The 20,520-nt window shown below is 68.9% G+C and carries 20 protein-coding genes; 9 read left to right on the top strand and 11 right to left on the bottom strand.

Going from position 1 to position 20,520, the window contains the following annotated elements; genetic code table 11:
• The first annotated feature begins 5 nt into the window (after positions 1 to 5).
• The gene (locus BLW14_RS20570; RefSeq protein ID WP_371128130.1) at positions 6 to 470 is read left to right on the top strand and encodes a very short patch repair endonuclease; all 465 of its coding nucleotides are present in this window, start codon (positions 6 to 8) and stop codon (positions 468 to 470) included.
• Here BLW14_RS20570 and BLW14_RS20565 read toward each other — a convergent pair.
• The 5 genes from BLW14_RS20565 to BLW14_RS20545 all read right to left on the bottom strand — a co-directional run bounded on the left by BLW14_RS20565 (position 405) and on the right by BLW14_RS20545 (position 6,736).
• A complete protein-coding gene (locus tag BLW14_RS20565) occupies positions 405 to 1,700 on the bottom strand; it encodes a DNA cytosine methyltransferase (protein WP_093708690.1) in 1,296 nt (431 codons plus the stop codon). The two genes, BLW14_RS20570 and BLW14_RS20565, sit on opposite strands and share 66 nt — an antisense overlap.
• A 256-nt stretch (positions 1,701 to 1,956) precedes the next feature.
• Complete coding sequence (locus BLW14_RS35765; protein ID WP_371128129.1) at positions 1,957 to 2,496, bottom strand: protein NO VEIN domain-containing protein; 540 nt, start codon at positions 2,494 to 2,496, stop codon at positions 1,957 to 1,959.
• Between the two features lie 214 nt (positions 2,497 to 2,710).
• Complete coding sequence (locus BLW14_RS20555; RefSeq protein ID WP_093708688.1) at positions 2,711 to 4,537, bottom strand: DEAD/DEAH box helicase; 1,827 nt, start codon at positions 4,535 to 4,537, stop codon at positions 2,711 to 2,713.
• A gap of 2 nt (positions 4,538 to 4,539) precedes the next feature.
• Entirely contained in the window at positions 4,540 to 5,964 is a 1,425-nt protein-coding gene (locus BLW14_RS20550) for a ParB N-terminal domain-containing protein (protein WP_093708687.1), read from the bottom strand.
• An 88-nt stretch (positions 5,965 to 6,052) separates the two neighbouring features.
• Positions 6,053 to 6,736 (bottom strand): hypothetical protein, encoded by a 684-nt coding sequence (locus BLW14_RS20545; RefSeq protein ID WP_093708686.1) that lies wholly within the window; start codon positions 6,734 to 6,736, stop codon positions 6,053 to 6,055.
• A gap of 217 nt (positions 6,737 to 6,953) precedes the next feature.
• Here BLW14_RS20545 and BLW14_RS20540 point away from each other — a divergent pair, with 217 nt between their 5' ends.
• Positions 6,954 to 7,763, top strand: coding sequence for a hypothetical protein (locus BLW14_RS20540; RefSeq protein WP_093708685.1), 810 nt, complete (start codon positions 6,954 to 6,956; stop codon positions 7,761 to 7,763).
• A 23-nt stretch (positions 7,764 to 7,786) separates the two neighbouring features.
• Here the strand turns inward: BLW14_RS20540 and BLW14_RS20535 are convergent, their stop codons facing one another.
• Positions 7,787 to 8,434 carry an ATP-binding protein gene (locus BLW14_RS20535; protein ID WP_093708684.1) on the bottom strand — a complete coding sequence of 216 codons (648 nt, stop codon included), beginning with the start codon at positions 8,432 to 8,434 and terminating at the stop codon, positions 7,787 to 7,789.
• 211 nt (positions 8,435 to 8,645) lie between these two features.
• Between BLW14_RS20535 and BLW14_RS20530 the strand changes: the two genes are divergently transcribed.
• The 5 genes from BLW14_RS20530 to BLW14_RS20505 all read left to right on the top strand — a co-directional run bounded on the left by BLW14_RS20530 (position 8,646) and on the right by BLW14_RS20505 (position 13,143).
• The gene (locus BLW14_RS20530; RefSeq protein WP_093708683.1) at positions 8,646 to 9,497 is read left to right on the top strand and encodes a helix-turn-helix domain-containing protein; all 852 of its coding nucleotides are present in this window, start codon (positions 8,646 to 8,648) and stop codon (positions 9,495 to 9,497) included.
• 5 nt (positions 9,498 to 9,502) lie between these two features.
• The gene (locus BLW14_RS20525; RefSeq protein ID WP_218137686.1) at positions 9,503 to 9,703 is read left to right on the top strand and encodes a DUF397 domain-containing protein; all 201 of its coding nucleotides are present in this window, start codon (positions 9,503 to 9,505) and stop codon (positions 9,701 to 9,703) included.
• Positions 9,704 to 10,888: 1,185 nt separating this feature from the next.
• Entirely contained in the window at positions 10,889 to 11,425 is a 537-nt protein-coding gene (locus tag BLW14_RS20515) for a hypothetical protein (protein WP_093708680.1), read from the top strand.
• 81 nt (positions 11,426 to 11,506) lie between these two features.
• A complete protein-coding gene (locus tag BLW14_RS20510; protein ID WP_093708679.1) occupies positions 11,507 to 12,109 on the top strand; it encodes a hypothetical protein in 603 nt (200 codons plus the stop codon).
• A gap of 179 nt (positions 12,110 to 12,288) precedes the next feature.
• A complete protein-coding gene (locus BLW14_RS20505) occupies positions 12,289 to 13,143 on the top strand; it encodes a class I SAM-dependent methyltransferase (RefSeq protein ID WP_093708678.1) in 855 nt (284 codons plus the stop codon).
• A gap of 5 nt (positions 13,144 to 13,148) precedes the next feature.
• Here the strand turns inward: BLW14_RS20505 and BLW14_RS20500 are convergent, their stop codons facing one another.
• Positions 13,149 to 13,691: a nuclear transport factor 2 family protein gene (locus BLW14_RS20500; RefSeq protein ID WP_093708677.1), complete on the bottom strand. Its 543-nt coding sequence runs from the start codon at positions 13,689 to 13,691 to the stop codon at positions 13,149 to 13,151.
• 114 nt (positions 13,692 to 13,805) lie between these two features.
• On the opposite strand from BLW14_RS20500, the gene BLW14_RS20495 reads away from it, so the two are divergent.
• Positions 13,806 to 14,333, top strand: coding sequence for a hypothetical protein (locus tag BLW14_RS20495; protein ID WP_093708676.1), 528 nt, complete (start codon positions 13,806 to 13,808; stop codon positions 14,331 to 14,333).
• A gap of 208 nt (positions 14,334 to 14,541) precedes the next feature.
• On the opposite strand, the gene BLW14_RS20490 is transcribed toward BLW14_RS20495, so the two are convergent.
• From BLW14_RS20490 to BLW14_RS20475, 3 genes are all read right to left on the bottom strand, one after another.
• Positions 14,542 to 15,459, bottom strand: coding sequence for an aminoglycoside phosphotransferase family protein (locus BLW14_RS20490; protein WP_093710796.1), 918 nt, complete (start codon positions 15,457 to 15,459; stop codon positions 14,542 to 14,544).
• 677 nt (positions 15,460 to 16,136) lie between these two features.
• Positions 16,137 to 16,703, bottom strand: coding sequence for a hypothetical protein (locus BLW14_RS20480; RefSeq protein WP_256332847.1), 567 nt, complete (start codon positions 16,701 to 16,703; stop codon positions 16,137 to 16,139).
• Positions 16,704 to 17,757: 1,054 nt separating this feature from the next.
• Positions 17,758 to 18,159: a winged helix-turn-helix transcriptional regulator gene (locus BLW14_RS20475; protein WP_093708675.1), complete on the bottom strand. Its 402-nt coding sequence runs from the start codon at positions 18,157 to 18,159 to the stop codon at positions 17,758 to 17,760.
• 94 nt (positions 18,160 to 18,253) lie between these two features.
• Between BLW14_RS20475 and BLW14_RS20470 the strand changes: the two genes are divergently transcribed.
• Positions 18,254 to 19,228: an NADP-dependent oxidoreductase gene (locus BLW14_RS20470; RefSeq protein WP_093708674.1), complete on the top strand. Its 975-nt coding sequence runs from the start codon at positions 18,254 to 18,256 to the stop codon at positions 19,226 to 19,228.
• Positions 19,229 to 19,248: 20 nt separating this feature from the next.
• Here BLW14_RS20470 and BLW14_RS20465 read toward each other — a convergent pair whose 3' ends face one another.
• Positions 19,249 to 19,773 carry a GNAT family N-acetyltransferase gene (locus tag BLW14_RS20465; protein ID WP_093708673.1) on the bottom strand — a complete coding sequence of 175 codons (525 nt, stop codon included), beginning with the start codon at positions 19,771 to 19,773 and terminating at the stop codon, positions 19,249 to 19,251.
• Positions 19,774 to 20,520: the final 747 nt, after the last annotated feature.

The raw sequence follows: 20,520 nt of genomic DNA, 5'->3' as shown, positions 1-20,520 counted from the left end.
GAGTGATCCCGGTGTCTGAGCCCGCAGACTGGACCCCGCCAGACGGCTCGTGGGCTTCGTCTGCGGCGCGCCGCCGGAACATGCAGGCGATCCGCAGCCGGGACACTCAGCCGGAACGGCTCATCCGTCGACTCGTGCACGCGAACGGCCTGCGCTATCGCGTCGCCGCCAGGCCCCTGCCCGACCTGCGCCGGACGGCTGATCTGGTCTTCCGTCCAGTGAAGGTGGCTGTCTTCATCGACGGCTGCTATTGGCACGGCTGCCCTGAGCACTACGTCCCGCCCAAGACCAATCCGGGCTACTGGTCAGACAAGGTGGCCCGGAACATGGCCCGGGACCGTGACACCGACAAACGCCTGGCCGAGGCCGGGTGGGTGGTCCTGCGATTCTGGGAGCACCAGGACTCAGACGTGTGCGCCCTGGAGATCGTCAGCACTGTCCGCGACCGTCGGCGACACTTGCACAGGTAGCGCCCCAGCGGCCTCAGCCTTGCGGCGGTCACGTTCATGGGCGGCTCGCAGCACGTCCGCGATGGCCTTGCCTACTGCGGCAGCAACGGGCGGGGGGAAGGCGTTTCCGACCTGGCGGTACTGCGCGGTCTTGCCACCGGAGAACTTCCAGTTGGACGGGAAGCCCTGGATGATCGCGGCCTGCTCGACCGTGAGCATGGGACCTGTCTCCCTGAAGAGATCCCGGTCCTGACTCTTCTTCTCCACACTGAGTTCGTGCGAATTAGCGACCCCCACAGCCGTGACGCCAAGATCGGTCCAGGCAGCCTTCGCGCGACTTGGCCCGAGATCGGCACCACCGTGCTTCTTGGAACCGCCGACCAGAGTGGGAGCGACCCCGAAGTCCTTCTTACTCTCCGCCGCCTGCGCCTTTTCCTTCCACTTATTAAGGCGCTTTTCCGCCAGGATTGCGACAGCTCCGCCCATTTTCAGGTAAGGGTCGTACCTGAGCTCCATAGAGGTCTCAAGCGCGCGGAAGACACTCACAGGGCTTCCCGTGGCAGTCGGCCAGACGAACTTCAGGTCTCCCAGCACATCCGTGCGAATGGCCACCAAGACGGCCCGGGGGCGCAGCTGCGGCACGCCGAAGTCGCTGGCCTCCAGGACCTCCCACTCGCAGACCCGATAGCCGAGCCCTTCGAAGTCCTCGACAATGCCGGTCACGGGGTGCGTGGCCCAACCCCCCTGAAGACGCGCTTCGATGTAGGTGCGATATTCTTCGAACTTCGCATCCTTGATGCCGCGCACGTTCTCGATCATCACCGCTTCGGGGCGGAGTTCATCTGTGAGTTCTAGAATGCGCGGGAATAGATCACGCTCGTCGTCTTTTCCGAGTTGCTTTCCAGCGTGAGAGAAGGGAGGGCACGGCACTCCGCCAGCAAGCAGGTGAAGTTCACCCTTAGAAAGTTGCTTACCCAGATACTTCTGCGACTTCTCCAGATCCGTTTCGCGCCCACCCTCGGAAGCAATGGGAACGAAGTTGTTGACGTCTCCGGAAATCACGTCACAGTAGTCGCGCTCCCACTTCCACTCCGGCAGGGAACCGATGTTGTCCTTGAGGGTCTTGGCCGCATGGGGGTCGATCTCGACCAGAGCCAGGTGCTTGAAGCCGGCCTGATGGAGGCCAATAGCCTGCCCTCCAGCCCCCGCGCAGATCTCGATCGAGGTCAGCACGTCGTCACTGGGACCCATCGGCTCCGGTCTCCTCATTCGTACGTTCAGTGTTCAGGCCTCACCAGAAACCACTTCAGGCCAATGCTGGCAGGTAAGACCCGGAGAGCCTACCGGGACATCGCCCCTCGGCCTGCCTTGCGGCAGTCACAAGGGACACGCCCAGCACTCCGACGCCCCTCCGGCAGGCGCAAGACTCAGCATATTCGAACAAGCGAACTAACATCGAGTGGATCGGATTTGAGCGCACAGGCTGGCGGTCGCTGGGCACGGCACCTCAGGCAAGCACTGGCGGGGCGGGTTGGCACGTCCAGACTTGGCACTGAGGCAGCAGTCCGTCCGGCAGCAACCGACAGCTTTCCGTCGCCAGTCCTGGCACGAGGGCGTGAGCGGGAACCTCCAGCCGGACTGACTCCCAGCGCCCGCGCCTCGCCTGGTCAACGGGGACAGCCGAGTGGATCCAGACCCGGTCAACCGTGGCAACGTTCACCGCACTACCGTCGCGCCCGACGAGAACAGCAGCGAGACACCATCTCTCGTCCCTCGCCATCACCTCGTACTCGTGACGCGTCAGGTGAATCACCAGACGGGTCGGGTCCGTAGTCGACTTGACCTCGATGTGCGCCCGCTCCGAAGCAGACCGGGCAGCCGCTATGTCGTACCCATACGCGTCCGACTCCGCAGCCACGTGCCGGACGTGCGGCACCCCGCCCTCACGGAGAACGCCCAGTAACGCCTGCTCCCCCGCCGCCCCGACCACCCTTCTCGCTTCCTCGGCGGCCGGGCTCCACCGCACGGCGGGGACAGACGCGGGCATCACGCCGTCCCCCGCCTCGCTATCAGTAATATCCACAACCGGCCGGCCAGCAGTGGTCACCATCCCCATCCGCCTGAGCCACGCAAGGCCCTCGGCGTACTGGGCAGGTGTGAGATCCGCGTAGCCTGGGTGGTGGCTGAAGAGCACCCGCACCCGTGGAATTCCAGCCACGCGCAGCTCAGCCAGCCAGCGGAGCGCCGCCAGGCGCGTCGCCTCAGTGGGCGGCGACAGCATTGACGTGGTTCAGCAGAGCGCGGACGTCAGCCATGTCCATCCCAGCGGCTCCGGAAGGCTCGTCTTCCAGATCGGCGAGCTGCTGAACGGCGGGATCGTCCAGGATGCGCCCCATGAACTCGAGCTTCTCCTCAAGCCGCATGGCGACCACCTCGTCAATCGTGCCTTCCACCGCGAGAACGGTGACACGCGTCTGCGTATCTGGCGCCAGCCCGAGGCGGTGGATGCGGTCCAGGCTCTGCAAGAAGCGACCTGCCATGAAATCGCGGTCGACGTACACAGCGTCATGGCATACGTGATGGAGGCTGATGCCCTCGCCAAGGGTGGCCGGATTGGACAGGAGAACGTGACAGTCGGGATCCTCACGGAACCGCCTGAGCTGCTCCTCCCGGTCCGGCGTGCCACCGTGAACGACTGCCGGCTGGTAGGCGCTGAACAGGCTCTCCATGGTGGTGATGCTGCGGACAAAGGTCGCCCATACAAGGGTTTTGCGTCCCATCGCGGCATTCGCCGCAACGATATTGAGAGCTTCCTTGTACTTCGGAGACAGCTCGTGCGCGGGCAGGTTGCGCATGAGCGCGTACAGGGATTCGCCTTCCGGTACCTCGAGCGGGGGCACCTGGTAGATCAGCGGTTCGTAGCGATTCTCGCTCTCGATGAGCAGCGCGGGGCTGGTGGCAGCCATCAGAAGACGAAGCATCGCCTTGCCCAACGCATCAAATTCGTCGCGCGACGCCTCAGCCCTCGCCGTGAACCGGCCCACCAGCGCGTCGTACACCTCCCGGTGCAGTTCCGGCATCTTCAGCCGCCGGATACGCGTCTCGAAGGGAGGCAGTCCCAGTTCCTTCTTCGTCGTCCGGGTGAAGAGGGGCCGCAGCACCGAGCTCGCGTAAGCGAGATCGCCGCCGGCAACAGCCTGGGTCACGACCCTGCGCCCATGCCCGGGCCAGACGAACGACAGAAGGTTCTCCAGGTCCCGGGCCCCGTTCGGGGCCGGAGTCCCGGTGAGGATGAGGCGTCGGCGGGTCAGCGGCCCCAGCGCCATGCAGGCGCTTCCGTAGGTCCCCCGGGCCCCCAGCTTCATCCGGTGCGCTTCATCAAGGATGATCATGGACGGGGTGCCCCGCAGCCACTCCGCCAGTGCTCCCAGCGACCTGTCCAGGCGCTCGTAGTTGACGATCATGATCTCAGCCCGGTGGTCGGGGCTCTTCCCCATGACGACCGTGTACGGCGCTTCTTTGAAGCACAGATCACTCTCCGAGAGCCACGACTCGTACGCGGACTTGGGACTCACCACCAACAGCCTGCGTACATCGCCGCGCTCGCGCATCGCCGCATACACCGCCAGTCCGACGCGGGTCTTTCCGGCGCCGGGAACACTGAAGTTGGCACCATGCCGTAGCGACAGCAGCCGTGCGATGTCCCGCCGCTGGAACTCGGTGAGGTCAGCGCGCCAGCTGGTTCCCAGCGCCGCTTCCACGGCGCTGTCGTCCCACGCCTCAGCCGGACGGGGAGTTTGGAGCTGCTCCTCGGCACGGTCGGCGTCGTCGAGTACCTCTCCTACCAGCGCGCTCAGTTCGTCCGACCACACCACGGTTTCGGGGTGCGGCCAGTCTGCCAGAACGTCGATGCCTACCAAGAAGTCATCGAGATCCAGCTCCAGGGCGAGACGGCCACGGGGGCTGCCGCCCGGGAACCTGGCCGCGAGCCGCGTGAGGTCGCTGCGGTAGGGCTCACCGACGCGCAGGAGCGCCTTGGTCCGCGTGACATCGAAACCGATGTGCAGGGACGATTCGTCAGTCGTCATGCTCACGAGGGATCCCGCTTTACAGCCTCACGCAGCCACTCGACACCCTCACCGGGCACCTCGATGGTCTGAGCCGTGGCCTGGGCCAGCTTCTTCAGCGTGGCCTTCAGCTTGAGCACGGCCTCGTCCAGCGCCTCCTCATCGAGACTGCGGGCCCCGCTGGCCAGCACCATGTCGGTGATGCACTGTTCGATGTCCTGGCAGGCGTCGTTGAGACGGTCGGGGGCAGCCTGCTTCCGCTTGCGGACCCGGGCGTCCTTTCCAGCGGGTTCAAGCGCGTCCTCAACCGCCCTGTGCGCAGCTTCAAAGACGGAAGACGCCGCTTCCACCTGAGCCGGGGGCACCTTTGCCTGTGACCTGACCACAGCCTTCGCCCGGAGTACCGAGTCAGTAAAGGCACGGGCCGCAGCGACCTGGGGCGCTTCAGCCTTGACCGCGCGGTTGATCCCGGGAATCACGCGCCCAGAGGCTGCTGCGGGAGCAGGCTTCAGCTCTGTCGGCAGCCGCTGCTCCAGGTACCGGTTACGAAAGTCCGCTTCGATGAGGCGAAGGTCGGTCTTGGAGAAGTTCATCACGATGGCCGCGAGACGGTTCTCCTTCAGCAGTTCCGCCTTCTGCACATCGGACTTGGACTCCTTGGCGTAAGCACGGTGCACCTCGCGGAGCCGCTCCTGCGCGTCCTCGAAATCGAGCAGACGAAGCCGCACTCCCTCAGCCGCTGACCTGTCGCTCAGGTCTCGGAGGCAGGACAGGACCCACAGGTCCTGCTCAGCCGTCGACTCCCGGATACGGAAGTCACGCGCGACCTCCTTCAGCGGACGGCCGGCCTCAACCTGCTCGTCGATCGTGAGCAGCCGGTTGATGTACGAGTAGGGCCGACGGGTGTCATGGCGCAGCTGCAGAGAGAGCTCGACACGGTTGATGTCGGCCCAGGTGCAGGAGTCAGGCAGGACAGCCACCCGGATCTCGGCCACGCCAAGCTCGCGGAGCGCAGCGGCCCTGGTGTTGCCGTTGACCAGAATGCCTTCGCGGGTAATCAGCCCCGGTTCGTTCTGCCGGAAATCTTCAAGGCTCTGCTTCAGCGCATCAAAGTCCTTGTCCCGCTTCGACGGGTCAGACGGCTCAGCTTTGAGGAGGAAGTCGAGGTAATCCTGGCTCTCCTCGCTCCACGCGTCTTCGTCCAGCCGGCGGTCCAGCTGCGGGTCGTAGCTGCGCTGCGCCCGGATACGGTGCGTTCCGGGGTTGTAGTAGAGCGCATCCACCGGCATATCGATAACCTGCACCACCTGCGGCTTCGTGCGCCACTCGATGGTCAGAGTCTCCTGCAGCCCACTGCCGGCGGCTACGTCCTGGAGACGCTGCTCAACGAGTCCCTTGTTCTTGTCGGCATGCGGCGGCAGGCCAAAGTTCCCGGGGTTGTTGGTCATGGTCCGTTCTCCTCTTACTCAAAGGTTCATCTCAGCTCATGGCGGGGCCGCCGAGGCTAGCGGCCCCGCCATGAGCTGAGAGCGGGTCTCAGGCGGGCGGGAGCCCGAGGACCTTGCGGACCTCGTCGCGGGAGTCCGCCGGCAGCGTACGGAAGTCGGCCCAGATGCGTTCCACGACGCTGAACTCGCGCTCGTCAGCGGCGACCCAGCCCGTGAGCGTCTGCAGGTGGAGCCCCCCAAGCTTGGAGACGTCCTCCAGTACGACGCTCAGGTCGGCCTCCAGAGAACGTCCCCCCACACGGCAGCGATTACATTCCGCGACGGCCTGCACCGTCGACGTGCCGTTGGGCAGCTTCACCTTCCGCCGGGCGATGTCGATCTGGGCGGTCTCAAACGTATCGGCGTACTGCTGGCCGGGAGTGATTCCGCACGACCGGCAGCGGTTGCCGTCACGGGTCAGAACCCTCCGGCGCTGGGTGTCCGTGAGGGCCGAGGTGCCCTTGGTGGTCTTGCCCGACTCCCAGACCGGCTGCCCCTGCGCGACGAACCGCTGTTCATGCTGCCCCAGCCGGGCGTCTTCCCGGTGCGTGTCGATCTTCCAGCCGTAGGCGCGCAGTTCACGGACGCGGCGGTCCGCCTGGCTCTTGCCGGGGAAAGCGTTCTTGATCTGCTCCTTGGTGAAGACTTCGCCCTCACCCACAACGGTCAGCAGCCAGAGCGCGGCACGCCTCATCGTTCCGAGCTTCTCGTCCTGCCACGACGGCAGAGTCATCCAGATGCCCCCTCTTATGTCAGGTGCACAGCAAGTTCCGGGTGCCAGACAGCTGGCCCCGTTCGCAACACCATCACTCTGAAGGCTTGACGGCCCATCACGCCAGGCTCTGCAAGCTTTCGAGGCCCTTTGGAAAACATCTGCGCACTCCCAGAGAACTGCCGTATCCGCCAGAATTGATATCCGTCTGACACCACAAAATGAACGGAAGGCGTGCGTGACTCCCCATCGCAGAACCTGGAAAGAGCTGCCGTCTGACATCACCGCCGCCCACCGGTCTCTGGTGACGGCGTTGCGTGACGTCCGGCAATGCAGTCCACGCAGGCAGGCAGACATCGCGAGGGACGCCCATCAGGAGCCAACGACCCTCTCAAACCACCTCAACGCAGGACGCATCCCCGAGGAAACGCTCCTGCGAGACTTCTACGCCGTGGTGGAAAGGGACGCCTCCGCATCTGGGTACGGGGCGCTGCCCCACACGCTGGACGCGCTTCTGGAACTCCGTACCCACGCCAAGAAGAAGCACTGCGAGTGCTGCACTGTCGGCTATCCGGCGGCACCGGAGCAGCATGAGCAGCAGCCGGCTTCGCCTGCCGTCGCGAATCCTGAGCTGGCACGCGCGCGACGGCTCCGCCGCCGGGCCCGGCGGCGCGAGATCGCCTTGCCCCAGAAACGCGGCGGTGCGCCGGTCCCCCTCGCGGAGGGGGACCGGCGCACCACAGACGCCGCTGAGCTCACCTGGCCGGAGACTGAAGTAGTGGCCGGGTACCTCGCCGACGGCCGGAAACACGACGCTGGCTTCCTGCTTTGGCAGGCCGGTGCCTCCTACTCCGCCCCGGACATCGTCCAGGCCGTCGGCTCATGCCGTACCGCTGGCCTGGACGAGGCCGCCGAGGCAATACTGATCAATGTTGCCGAACGAACAGACAGGCAGGCCGTCTTGAACATCGCGGCGGCACTGGATGACGCCGGCCGGCACAAGGACGTCATGTTCATACTGGCTGCCGCCACGCGGTCCCCCAGGTGACCTCGCAGACGGAGGGGCCAGCCCTACACCGCCTCCGCCACGTACCGCGGAGCAGCCTCTGCCTCGTAATGCATCTGCGCTCTGTCCAACAGGCCGTCCGGATCACCTCCCCGGGCAGCCACCCAGTGCAGTAGGTCCGCGATCAGGCCGGTAGCTGACTCTTCCAGGACCCGGCCGGTGTGGCGATCCAGCAGCGGCTGCGCTCCGGCGTCACGCCAGTACTCCGCCAAAGCCGATTCCGCCCTGAGCACCTTGCGGCAGCGCAGTTCCGGAACAGCTGGCAGCTCACACCACACGGCTTTGCCCGTGGCCGTCAGCAGGGTTCCCCAGTCGACCGCCATGCCGGCGAGCAGACGAAGCCCCCGGCCGCACTCGGCGTCGCAGGCCGCCGACCTGAACACCGGGACCTGAAAGCTTTTGTCGTGGAGTTCAATTCGCAACCGGTCCCCAGCGGCCTCAAGCACCAGGGTGGCAGCGGACCCACTCCCCACATGCCTGATCACATTGGTGGCCAGCTCACTAACGGCTAGTTCGGCCTCGGCGGCGACGGCCGGCAAACCCCAGCAGTCAAGCTGCTCCCTCACCGCACTCCGAAGATCTCCGACAGCCGTCGGCACGGCCTCAAACTGCAGCACGCTCCGAGACCGGGAACTGTTGTCCTGCCCTGACATGCGCTCTCCCTCCTGACCACCCAGACGCACACCCAGAGTGCGTATGCAGCAACGCATGGTCGCCACGGGCACGAGTATGACAGCGCGACTTCTCATTGTGTAACTTCTCACAGCCCTCGTTGGAGTGAATCCACTTCGACGCAAATCCCGTCGCACGTAGCCTCGTTGACGCCGTCGGCGCGGTCCGTCGGCAGATGAAAGGAGCTCTCCCATGTCAGCCAGGGCCACCACCCGTCGTCGGCACCTCGGAGCCACCATGCGGAAGCTGCGTGCCCGCGCGGGGCTGACGCTGGAAGAGGCGGGCGAGCTCGTCGGCGTATCCAAGGCCACCATCAGCCGGTATGAGACGACTGAGGGGCCGGTCAAGTGGCTCGTGATCGACGCGCTGTGCCGCGAGTACGGAGCAAAGGAACCCGAGCGGGGAGCCATCGTGGCGCTGGCGAAGGACTCCAGACAACAGGGCTGGTGGAGCTCGTTCGCCGACCACATCCCCGAGACGATGAACCTCATGCTCACCCTCGAAGACGAAGCGGTGCGCGAAGACCACTTCTCCTGCGTCTACGTTCCCGGCCTGCTGCAGACCCGGCAGTACACCACCGCGCTCCAGCAGGCTAACGAAATGCGCCGGTCTCCGGACGAGATCGAGCGCCTGGTAGACATCCGCATGCGTCGACAGGAGATCCTCGAACGCCCGACGGCCCCACACCTCTGGGCCATCCTCGATGAGTCGGTTCTGCGCCGGGTTGTGGGGTCTCCGGTCATCATGCGCGAGCAGCTCGACCACCTGCTCGCCAAATGCAACTCCGGAAACGTAACGCTGCAGGTCCTTCCCTTCTCACGTGGCGCGCACTGTGCTGCGCTCGGCAGTTTCGTCGTCCTCGGCGGTGCAGAGCCGTCGCTCGACGTCGTGTACGTCGACCTCCACGTCGGATCCGTCTTCATGGAGAAGGAGGAGGAACTTGATCGCTACAGGCTTGCGTTCGAATACTTGCGTGCAGAAGCCTTGGACATCGAAGCTTCACGTGCGCTGATCAGCCGTGCCAAGGAGGACCTGAAAGAATGAGACCGATGAATGCTGAAGTCCCGGAGCCTGCGTGGTTCACGTCGTCGTACAGCGGAGGGAACGAGACGGAATGCGTCGAGGCCGCGTTCATCGGTGACGGCACCGCCGTGCGCGACAGCAAGCAGCCCCTCCAGGGGCAGTTCCGGGTGAGCGCGGAGACTTGGGCCTACTTCGTCAGGTCGGTCCGCGCCCACGAACTGGGCTGAGCCCCTGCCCGGGCCGCCTTGAAGGCGGCATGCACCAGGGGCGGGCCACAGGCGCTACGCGGATCGCCTACGCGCTCGGAGTCGGGCGCCCGCGCCCCGGCCGGACAGCGAGCCACGCCCTGATGGTGCCCTCCCGCCAGGCGGGGGAACGCCCGAACTGATCGTCGGGAAGCGGAAAGTCGGCCGGCCGCACACCAAGGCCACCGGCCACGCGCTTGCGCGTGCGCTTGAGATACAGACGGACCGTGGCGGCCGTGATCCCCGCGGCTTCCGCGACTCCCCCGGTGTCGAGAAGTCGCTCGGGTGGGGTGCCCATGTCTCTCCTTCGCCCGTGTCGTGAGGCAACGATATCGGGGAGGCGGCGGGCTGCTGCCTGTTCGCTGTCGCGTCTTCGTAAGTCGCCACACGTTTGCCCCTACCATGGGATCATTCTGGTGTCGAAGGCGTCTACGCCCCGCGCCCCGCCGCGGCATGCCCCGTTCCCACCCCTGGACTGTGATGCGTCGTATCCCCGGCGCGGCCCTGAGCCGCGTCTCTCGCCCGTGCCCCGATCCCCACTGGCAGCCCGTTCCCGCCTCGATACAGGAGGTCTCGACGACCGCCGCACGTCACGCTCAGCCCCGGGCCTGGCTGCGGGCCGTGGTGTGGCTGGTGGAGGAGGCTCGGCTCCATCCGAAGGCGGGCGAGGCGACCTTACGCGTGGCGCGGGACCTGGCGCGACGGATGGACTACATCGAGGGGACCGTCCTGTACGACCTCGACGGAACGGCCACCCGCTGCGCGCTGTCCAGGGCGACGGTCAAACGGCACGTCGCCTACCTCAGGGAGCTGGGGTGCCTCGCCTGGGCGCGCCACGGATCGCGGCGCAATCTCCGGCTGCCCGGGCGGGCGTACGCGGGTACGGCGACCGTCTACGTGGCCACCATCCCGTACGCCTACGACCGGGCACACGGCCACCGCGTCGGCGGCCGGGGGTTCAGGGCACGCGTGGTCGGGGTGCCGGTGCCGGCTGCGGGCAACGCACGGGTGGCGGAGCCGGGTTGCCGTGGGCGTGAGCCCCAATCTCTCGACGCCCGATCCCGTACAGGCGCAGTTGAGATGAGGGGGAGGTTGAAAGACACCCCCCGCAGGCGCGCGAGAACGCGGACCACCGCCCGGGCAAACAGTTCGGCACCACGGAGTCCGATGCAGGTCGCCGCCGACATCCGGATCGCCGCCCGCGTCCGCCCGCTCGTCCCGTGGACGCAGGGCGAAGGGCTGCGCCGACTCGCCCATGCCCTGCGGCCGTTGATCGACGAAGGGCTCAGCACCCATGATGTGGCCGCCGAGTTGACCTCGTGGTGGCTCACCTGGCGCCCCGCCGCCCCCGCCGCATACATCACCGCGCGCCTCCGCGACCGGGCGTCAGCCTCTCCGTACGACGACCTGTCGGCATACGCCCACTCGCAGACCGCCCGCCCACAGACCGCCGACCACAACGCCGACCCCACCAGCAACCCCACATGGCAGGCATGGCTCCAACAGCGCCGTGCAGCAACGGAGTTCGCTGTGGACCGACGCACCGACGACGACCGCCGCCACGCCCGCCTCTACAGCTGGGACCGCTGGGAGGAGGTCGCCGCCCACTACGCCGCCGACCCCGATGACGCGCTGGACCTCTACGGCACCCGCCTGTGCGCGTACGCGGTCAAACGCGCCTCGATCGGTTGCCGCCGACCGTGAAATGGACGCCCCGCGCCGCGCCCCGTACAGCCCCCTAGACTGCGGCCTCCGCGTCCGGACACGTCCGAAGGAGAGAAGCGCATGCCCGATGCGAGGGAAGCCGGGGACGGCGCCACGTCACACGAGGCGGGGCAAGACGCCGGGCGGGACGGTGAGGCGGAAGCTTCCAGACCGGAGCGGCGGCGGCGCTCCTGCCTGGCTGTTGTGGTGGCCGTTCTGGCCGCAGGGGCGGGCGGCCTCTTCTGGCTGTTCCAGAGCCACCTGTCGCAGCCCTTCGGGGACGACCGGGCCTGCGACGGCAGCGACACGAAGCTCCCGCAGTCGATATCCGCCGGAGGTGCGCCGATACCCACCGGGGCCTCCGACGTCCACTACTACACCCGGAACGGCAAAGCCGAGGTCACCTTCGTCAGCGGCGAGGTACTGGACTACCTCCACCGCGCCGGTGTCCTCCCGGAGGACGCGCCCCTGTTCGACGACAAGTACGGCACCAAGGCGGAGGCCGGCGACGAGGTCGCGCTGCCCGACGGTTTGTGCGGCTCCCCCTTGCGCGGCCCCGTCTGGGTCTACGACGCCACGAGTGCCAACGGGTCCCACGCCAGCGTCATGGTCGAGTGCTCGCCGGTCGACACCGAATCGCTCCGGCTTCCCACCCGCGTCGCGGTCACGTACCGCCTGCCCTGAGGCGCACACCGGAACGCCGGGCCCAGCGCGCCCAGTTGCCCCCGTAACCGGCCCACCGCAGCGGTCACAATGCCGAACCTGTCAGGCGTGTCCGGGACCAACGCCCCGGCGCGCCGCAGAGCGGACAGGTCCGCCGGTCGAGGCGCGCGCCGCCGGGGGCCGTCTGTAGGGTGCCGCAGATGACTACGACACCCGCGTCGCCCAGCTCCACCGCCGTCGCCGCCGAGGCGTTCCTGCGGAACTTCCACAACAACGGTCCCGGGCAGCAGTCGGTAGGCGTGCAGGGCGCCCCGCTCGCCGACGGTCGTACGGGCTACCAGGTCCTCGCCGCACAGGTCGCCGGAGCGCGTCGGGTGCTCGATCTGGGGTGCGCGGACGGGGCGCTGCTGGAGGTGCTGGGGGCCGCCGGAGCCGAGGAGTTGGCCGGGATCGACCTCTCGGACCAGGAGCTGGAGCTGGCCCGCGCGCGCCCCGCCCTGCGCGGCGCGGACCTGCGGCAGGGGCGGGCGCAGGAGCTGCCGTTCGCCGACGGCTCCTTCGACGCCGTGGTGTCGCACATGGCGCTGATGCTGATGCACGACGTGGACCGGGTGGCGGCGGAGGCGGCCCGGGTGCTGGTGCCCGGCGGGCGGTTCGCCGTCGCGGTGGGGGGCGGGCCGGTCGAGGGTGAGGCGCTGAGCCTGTTCCTGGACCTCGCCCGGCCCTACTTCAAGGCGGCGCCGCCCGAGCGCTCCCTGCCGCGGCTCGGCAATCCCAAGGTTCGCAAGCGTGAAACCCTGGACGAACTGCTCGGCCCGGCCGGGTTCGCGCCGGTGAGCTGGGACACCGTCGTGCTCGACATGGGTGGCACCCCCGAGGAGGTCTGGGCCTCCAACGCCGGGGGCCTCTACGACATGGTGGCGCTCGACGAGGAGGAGACGGCGCGCCTGCGTGCCGAGTTCCTTGCCGCCGCCCCGGCTCTCCAGGACACCGACGGGCGTGTCCCCTCCGGCATGCGGCTCAACATCGCGGTCACCCGTCTGCCGGTGACCTGAGCGCCTCAGACCGGGCCGACCGGCGCCTTCGCCCCCGTCAACTCCCGTACTCGCGCGGCCGTACTGACCGGCAGTACCGGCGGCTGTCCCGTCGTCCAGACCGCCCGCACCGCCATGCGGCTGATACGCCAGCCGCTGTCGGTGCGCCGGAGCCGGGCCTCGTACACCCCGCCCACCGTGAAGAGCGGTTCGGCACCCTCGCCGCGCGTGCGGAGGGTGGAGTCGCGGTGTACGTGGGTCATGTGGGCGTTCCAGGAGACGTCGGCCGTCCGGGCTCCCGGCTCGGCGCGGACGAGGACGTCGGAGGAGAGGTGCAGGGTGGCGGCGAATCGGCCGACGGCCTCTTCCATGTGCCGTACCGCCTCGGCACCTTCGGCCACGCCCAGCGGTGTCGTCGCCCGCAGGTCGTCGGTGAAGTAGGCGTCTGCCCAGCCCTCGTCGAACCTCCGCTCGTCCAGCGCGCGGAAGAAGCCGCTGATGAGGGCGGTGATGAGGGCGGTGACCTCGAAGTGGTCCTGGGGGTCGGTGGCGGTGCTCGTGCGGTTCATGACCCGATGGTGCGACCTCGACCAAACTTGAGGTCAAGAGGAGCTACGGGCGCGCCGAGGCGGCTGTACGGGATAGGCTCCCGGCAACACTCTGCGTCGCCCCAGGGGAGCACCGTGGCAAGGCCCTTGCTGTTCCTGGACGTCGACGGCCCCCTGAATCCGTATGCCGCGCAGCCCGAACGCCGCCCCGCGGGCTACACCACGATCCGCGTGCCGCGAATGGACTCCGCGACACCCCGGCTCCACTCGAAGCCTCTACGGGTCTGGCTTGACCCGGGCCATGGACCGGCCCTGTTGGCGCTCGGTTACGAGTTGTGCTGGGCCACCACCTGGATGGACAGCGCGAACCGTTGGATCGGCCCCGTCCTCGGTCTGCCGACGCTGCCGTTCGTCGAATTCGGTGAGGCGTTGTTCCGCGAGCGGCCCGACGGTGTGCACTGGAAGACGGAAGCGCTGGTCACGTACGCCGGAGGCCGGCCCTTCGCCTGGGTGGACGATGAGCAGGGCGAGGCCGACGACGCGTACGTCAGCGCCCACCACCCGGCCGCCGCGCTCCTCCACCACGTCAACCCGCGCATCGGCCTGCGGGACGACGACTTCACCGCGCTCGCGGAGTTCGCCGCGTCCGTCGATCCCTCCTGAACAGGAGCGATCCTCGATCGCGGCGGTGCTGGGGGCTGAGCCCGGCCGCCACGGGCCGGACCGGTATTCCGGTCACCGTGGGCTGTCGGCGGTCACGGCGCTCTGACCGATGTACGACTCCGAGGGTCGCCGCCGTCCGGTACGCGTGCGGCGGCGGTGGTTCCCGGGGCCCGTCACCGTACGCCGCCGGCGGCCGCGAGCAGGACGATCACCGCCCTGCCGACGCCACCATCCGCTCCAGCGCCCTCCGCGCGGGCGGCCCCCACGTCGACTTCCCGTTGGGCAGTCCCCGGTCGCCGTCGTCCGCGACGAGGAGGCCGCCCATCGCGCGCAGGACCGCCCAGCCTCGGGCCCGGCGCAGAGTCGCCACGTCCGGCGCCGGGCGGTAGGCGGCGTGGAAGCGGTCGACGGCGCCGTCCGGCAGCAGCGCCCAGGCGGCGGAGAGGTCGCAGGCCGGGTCGCCCGCGAAGAGGTCTCCGAAGTCGATGACCCCGCAGAACGTGCCGTCGGCCGTCAGCACGTTGGCGGCATGCAGGTCCCCGTGCACCCACAGTGCGGGACCCTCCCAGTCGGGCGCGGCGACCGCGTCCGCCCACACCTCACGGATGCCGTCGGGGTCAGGTGCCAGGCCCCGCTCGGTGACCTGTCCGAGGGAGTGCTCGAAGTGTTCGGCGTACGGGGCCAGCGGCCCACCCCGCCATCGGCCGGCCGGCGCTCCGGCGGGGGCCGGCCGGTGCAGGGCCGTGAGGAACCCGGCCAACGCGTCGGCGGCCTCCTCGGCACGCGTCGCCGGAACACGGTCGGCCGGTTCGCCGGGCACCCAGGTGGTGACCAGCCAGGACCGAGGAAACCGTTCGGACGGCACGCCGAGGCGCTGCGGCACTGGGACCGGCAACGGAAGGTCCGCGGCAAGCCCGGGCACCCAGGCGTGCTCCTTCAGCAGCAGCTCGTCCGCGGACTCCGTCGCCCACGGCAACCGCACGGCGAGCTCGTCCCCCAGCCGCCACAACTGGTTGTCCCAGCCGCGCGCCCCGAGGCTCAGCGGGAGGCCGGCGAGGTCGGGGTGCTGGTCGCGGAGGAGGTCGCGGATCAGGTCGGAGGTGAAGTCTGCGGGGACTTGGGTCATGCGGGCCACGGTAGTCGGGCGGGGGCGGGCCGAGGTGGGGACAGCTGAAGCCGGTGGCAGCCATCCCCGGGCGTGCGGTGAGCAGACTGCGCGACCTGCGGCTCTGCACCGCGCAGGCGGCAACTGGGGCGGTCACGGCGACCCTGAGTCGCCGTGACCGTGGTGGAGTCTCGTTCTTCAGACCGCGGAGCGGCGTTCGCCGTCGGCCGGCGCCGGGAAAGGGGCAGGGGCGGGTGTCGGCCCGGGCTGCGCACCCGAGTCGCGGGCGTTCCGCGAGCAGCCGCTTGCGGTGGGCCCGGCGGCGGATGGCCGTGACGAGCACGATCACAGCGGCGATGCCGATTCCGAGCACGGGCAGTCTTCAACGCGAGCCGGACGACCTGGCCGCCGTCGGTGTCGGCCAGTCGCCAGGTCCCCGCCCCGGAGAGGCGCCGGCCCTCGTCGTAGTCGAAGTCCTGCCCGTCCAGCTTCCTGAGCACCGCCGTCCCGTCCCCGCGCAGTTCGACGCGGGTGCCCTCGACGTTCGCCCAGCGCCCGGCGACTTGGGCAGTGGTGGCGTCGTGCACACCGGTGCCGCCGTAGTACTGGGCCGGGCCGGCACAGCCCGCCAGGACGAGGCCGCAGAGCCCGGCGTTCCCGGCCCGTATGGTGTGCCTGCTTGCCACGGATGCCTCCTGCTACTGAACCACACCCGAAGCGTTGAACGTGTTCAACGATACGGTGTGCGGGGTCGCTTGAGCCTTCCGGGTGTTGTTCCTGAGGTTGGCGAAGGGCAGTGCCCCTCCGTGGAGTTGCTTGAACTCATCGATCAGGTCCTGCTCGGCCGCTTCCGAATCCCCCTCCGGCATCGACCACCAGGCGACGAGCAGGGCGTCCGAATCGGCCAGTTGCCAGATGTAACGTCCGCCCCAGTGGCCCGCCGGCAGACCGGCACCGTGGCGGCGGTAGGTGGCAAGCCGCCGCTTCAGTCCGCCCCGGCCTGCAGCCTTGCCTACGTACACGACCGCAGCCCCGTCCACCCATGCGCTTGCGAGCTCCTCGGCGGTCACGGACGGGTCGCGGCCCTTGAAGCGCCCGGCAGGGCTGGCGGCAAGGAACGACGGAGGCGAGGCGTGCCTGCGAAGCACCACGTAAATCCCCTGGCCGGTGGGAACGTTGGCGCCGACAAGCTCCTGGAACGGCAAGAAACCGCGGAAGCCTCGCGCGGAGAGGGCGCTCTGCGTCATCGCCGGTCCGGGACTCATGCCAGACATCGTGCCAGGCACGTCCGACAAGGGATGGGGCACTGGGGCATCCCCGCGCGTGCGGGGAGCAGGCGCGCGGAGGGCAAAATTCCGCGCCTTTGCAGGGACCATCCCCGCGCGTACGGGAGCAGAGGTACTCGATCATCTCCTTGCCGTCAGCATCGGGACCATCCCCGCGCGTACGGGGAGCAGACGAAGAGACCGTCCGGCCCGGCCTGGACCAGGGGACCATCCCCGCGCGTACGGGGAGCAGCGTGCTCCATAGACGGACAGGGTGCCCGACCGGGGACCATCCCCGCGCGTACGGGGAGCAGGAGCCGTCGGCGTCGCCTGTCTCCAGCGTCATGGGACCATCCCCGCGCGTACGGGGAGCAGTTGTACTGGTCCGCCGACCTGTCCCGAGAGTGGGGACCATCCCCGCGCGTACGGGGAGCAGCTCCAGGCGAAGCTGGCCGACGCGAAGAGGAGGGGACCATCCCCGCGCGTACGGGGAGCAGTACGACGACTGCTCGCTCCAGTGCAACAGCGGGGGACCATCCCCGCGCGTGCGGGGAGCAGCAGAAGGGGTCTCCCTGCTCGGACGTGATCTGGGGACCATCCCCGCGCGTGCGGGGAGCAGCCGTCGCGGACCGCGTCCAGAACGCGGGTCCGGGGACCATCCCCGCGCGTGCGGGGAGCAGGTCGTCGCCGAGTCGAGCTGCGACTGGGTGCTGGGACCATCCCCGCGCGTGCGGGGAGCAGTGCGGGTTCTCGACGAGACCGGTGCCGATCCCGGGACCATCCCCGCGCGTGCGGGGAGCAGACCAGGCGCTCGGTGCGGGCGCGGTCGACGTTGGGACCATCCCCGCGCGTGCGGGGAGCAGGCTTCGCGACCTGCGACATTAGCTTGCGGGGGTGCGGATTCTGACCACTTTCACACAGTCCGGCATAGCGGCCTGAATGCTCATACAGTTGTCATACAACGCAGTCGAGGCCAACGAACCCATCTTCCCCTGTTCCGCCACCCCGCCGCGCCGTACCCGGTGGGTCTTTCGTACGCCCCCGAAAGACGGCCTCACACCGGATCGGCCGCTGCCCGCGCCCCGTCGTACTCCGACCGCGCCTCCAGGACCTCGTCCATGTTCCGCTCGGCCCACGCCTTGATCGTCCGCATCACCGGGACCAGGCTCTCGCCGAGCGGGGTCAGTGCGTAGTCGACGCGGACCGGCATCGTCGGGGTGACCGTCCGAGTGAGGAGGCCGTCGCGTTCCAGGGCGCGGAGGCTCTGGGTGAGCATCTTCTGGCTGACGCTCACCAGGGTGCGCGCCAGGTCCGTGTATCGCTGCGGGCCGTCGGCCAGGGCGTTGATGATCAGGCTGACCCACTTGTTGCTTATCCGGTCCAGGAGTTGGCGGGCCGGGCACTCCGCGAGGTAGGCGTCGTAGGCGGCGCGGGCATCGGTTCGGGGCTGCGTCATGACTCACCTTTCCGTGCGGTGGGCACCTCGAAGTGCCTACTTCCCTATGGAGAGTAGCTCTCCATAGGGTTGCCGACACCGGAGCGCATCGGTCATGGAGACCGATGTGGCCGGCGAACGCGAGGAGACGCTCATGCGCGCTGTCGTGGTACGGGATCCCGGCGGTCCGGATGCCCTTGAGGTGATCGAGGTACCGCTCCCGGTGCCCGCCTCGTCACAGGTGCGCGTCCGCGTCGAGGCCGCCGCCGTCAACCCCGTCGATCTGGCGACCCGCTCCGGGGCCCTGATCGAGGCCGGGGTGATGGAACCCAGGGAGGTCATCGGCCTCGGATGGGACGTTGCCGGGCGCATCGACGCAGTGGGGCCCGGAGTCACGACGTTCGCCCCGGGCGACCCCGTGATCGGCATCCAGGACCGGCTGGAGGTCTCGCTCGGTGCCTATGCCGAGTACGTCGTGCTGGACGTCGGGGCCGTCGCGCCCGCCCCTGAGGGGCTCTCCCCCGTCGAAGCCGCCACCCTTCCGCTCAACGCCCTCACCGCACAACAGTCGCTGGATCTCCTTGAATTGGAGGCCGGCGCCTCACTGCTGGTCACGGGTGCGGCGGGGGCGGTCGGCGGGTACGCGGTGGAGCTGGCGGCCTTGAGCGGGGTGGCCGTGGTGGGGGTCGCGGCGGAGAGGGACGAGTCGTTCGTACGTAAGGCGGGGGCACGGTGGTTCGTGCCCCGTACGGCTGATCTCAGCCTTGCCGTGCGGGAGTTGGTGCCCGGTGGCGTGGATGCCGCGCTGGATGCGGCCGTGCTGGGGCTGCCCGCGCTCGGGGCCGTCCGCAACTACGGCGGCTTCGTCTCCGTCGTCGGAGGCGCGGCGCCCGTACCGCTGAGGGGCATCGAGGTGCACGAGCAGTGGGTGGCCGGCGACGGGGGCGCCCTGAGGCGGCTCGCGTCCCTGGCCGCCACGGGACGCCTCACGACGCGCGTGGCGGACACGTTGCCGCTGGAGGAGGCGGCGCGGGCGCACCGACTGCTGGCCGAGGGTGGTGTACGCGGACGGCTGGTCCTGGTTCCCTGACCGGGCCGCCGCCCCCTCCGTCAGACCAGCTGCTTGTGCATGACGATGCACGGCCGGCCGTGAGCGGTGTCCTTGCGGCGGTCGGTCTCCTGCCAGCCGAGGGCGCCCCAGAAGGCGAGGGCGCCGGGGTTGTTCTCCAGCACGGCGAGCCGGAGCCCGCTGCGGCCCTCTGCTCGGAACCGGTCCTCGACGAGCACGGCCAGGCACCGGCCCACGCCCGTACGGCGGGAGCCGCCGTCCACCATCAGCAGCCCGATCCAGGGGAACCCGTCCTTGGGGTGCCGGTCGAGCAGACAGACGATCCCGGCGAGCCGCCCGCTCCCGTCACGCGCGAGCAGGACCTCGCTCCCTTCCGTGGCGGCCTCCTCGCGGAGGTCGGCCTCAACCTTGGCCGCCTGAATGTCGTCGGGGTCGTAATCGCCGGCCGCGCGCCAGTAGTCGGGGTTGCCGGCGTAGAGCGCGACGACGTCGTGGATCTCGTCGGGTGTGAAGGCGAGAGGGTGGAGGGTGAGGGGGTGGGGGTGGGGGGCCGGGTGGGCTGACATGACGGCCAGGCTACGGGTCGGGGCTGCGGGCGGGGACCGCCTCCCTGGGGCGGGCGACGGGGCGCGGATAGCGCGGCACCACTCCGGGTGATCCCCGCGCAGGCGGGGAGCAGTGCGTGCCCATCGAGGAGGGCACCCTCGAACGGGGACCATACCCGCGCGCGCGGGTAGCAGCAGTGCTTGATCATCAGACCCGGGCCCGTGAAGGGACCATCCCCTGCGGGTGAGGGGAGCAGACGACGCGGTCCTCAAAGGCCCAGCCGGTCTGGGGACCATCCCCGCGCGTGCGGGGATGAGAGCCCGTAGCGGGCGCGGACCGCGTCGACCTCGGGACCATCCCCCGCGCATATGGGGAACAGAGCGGCGAGGCACGCCTCGAAGCCGTGAACTGGGGACCATCCCCGCTCGTGCGGGGAGCAAAGGGCGAGGGTGACCATCACGAGGATGCCCACCGGGCCATCCCCTCGCGTACGGGGAACAGGCCCCCCGACCTGCGAGGTGCCCGGTGGCGGTCGGGTTCTGGCCGAGGTCGGGCACACCCCGCAGCCTAGGCCAGCGCCCCGTCCGGCGTACCGCCTTCCCCTCCAGCGCCTCGTGGAACCAACGCGCCGGCGCCCGTCCGTCGGACAAGCACCCCTGATGGACACGCCACTACTACGCCTGGCGTAGAACGCCCACCGCTTCGCATGCGGAACCGGCCCCCGGGCACCGGGCGCATACCCGACGTAACGGTTTCAATATGGGGAG

The organism is Streptomyces sp. 2131.1, assembly GCF_900105515.1.
Classification (GTDB): Bacteria; Actinomycetota; Actinomycetes; order Streptomycetales; family Streptomycetaceae; genus Streptomyces; species Streptomyces drozdowiczii.
Note: the sequence above shows the minus strand (reverse complement) of the source record. Positions and strands in the feature narration are given on the sequence as shown.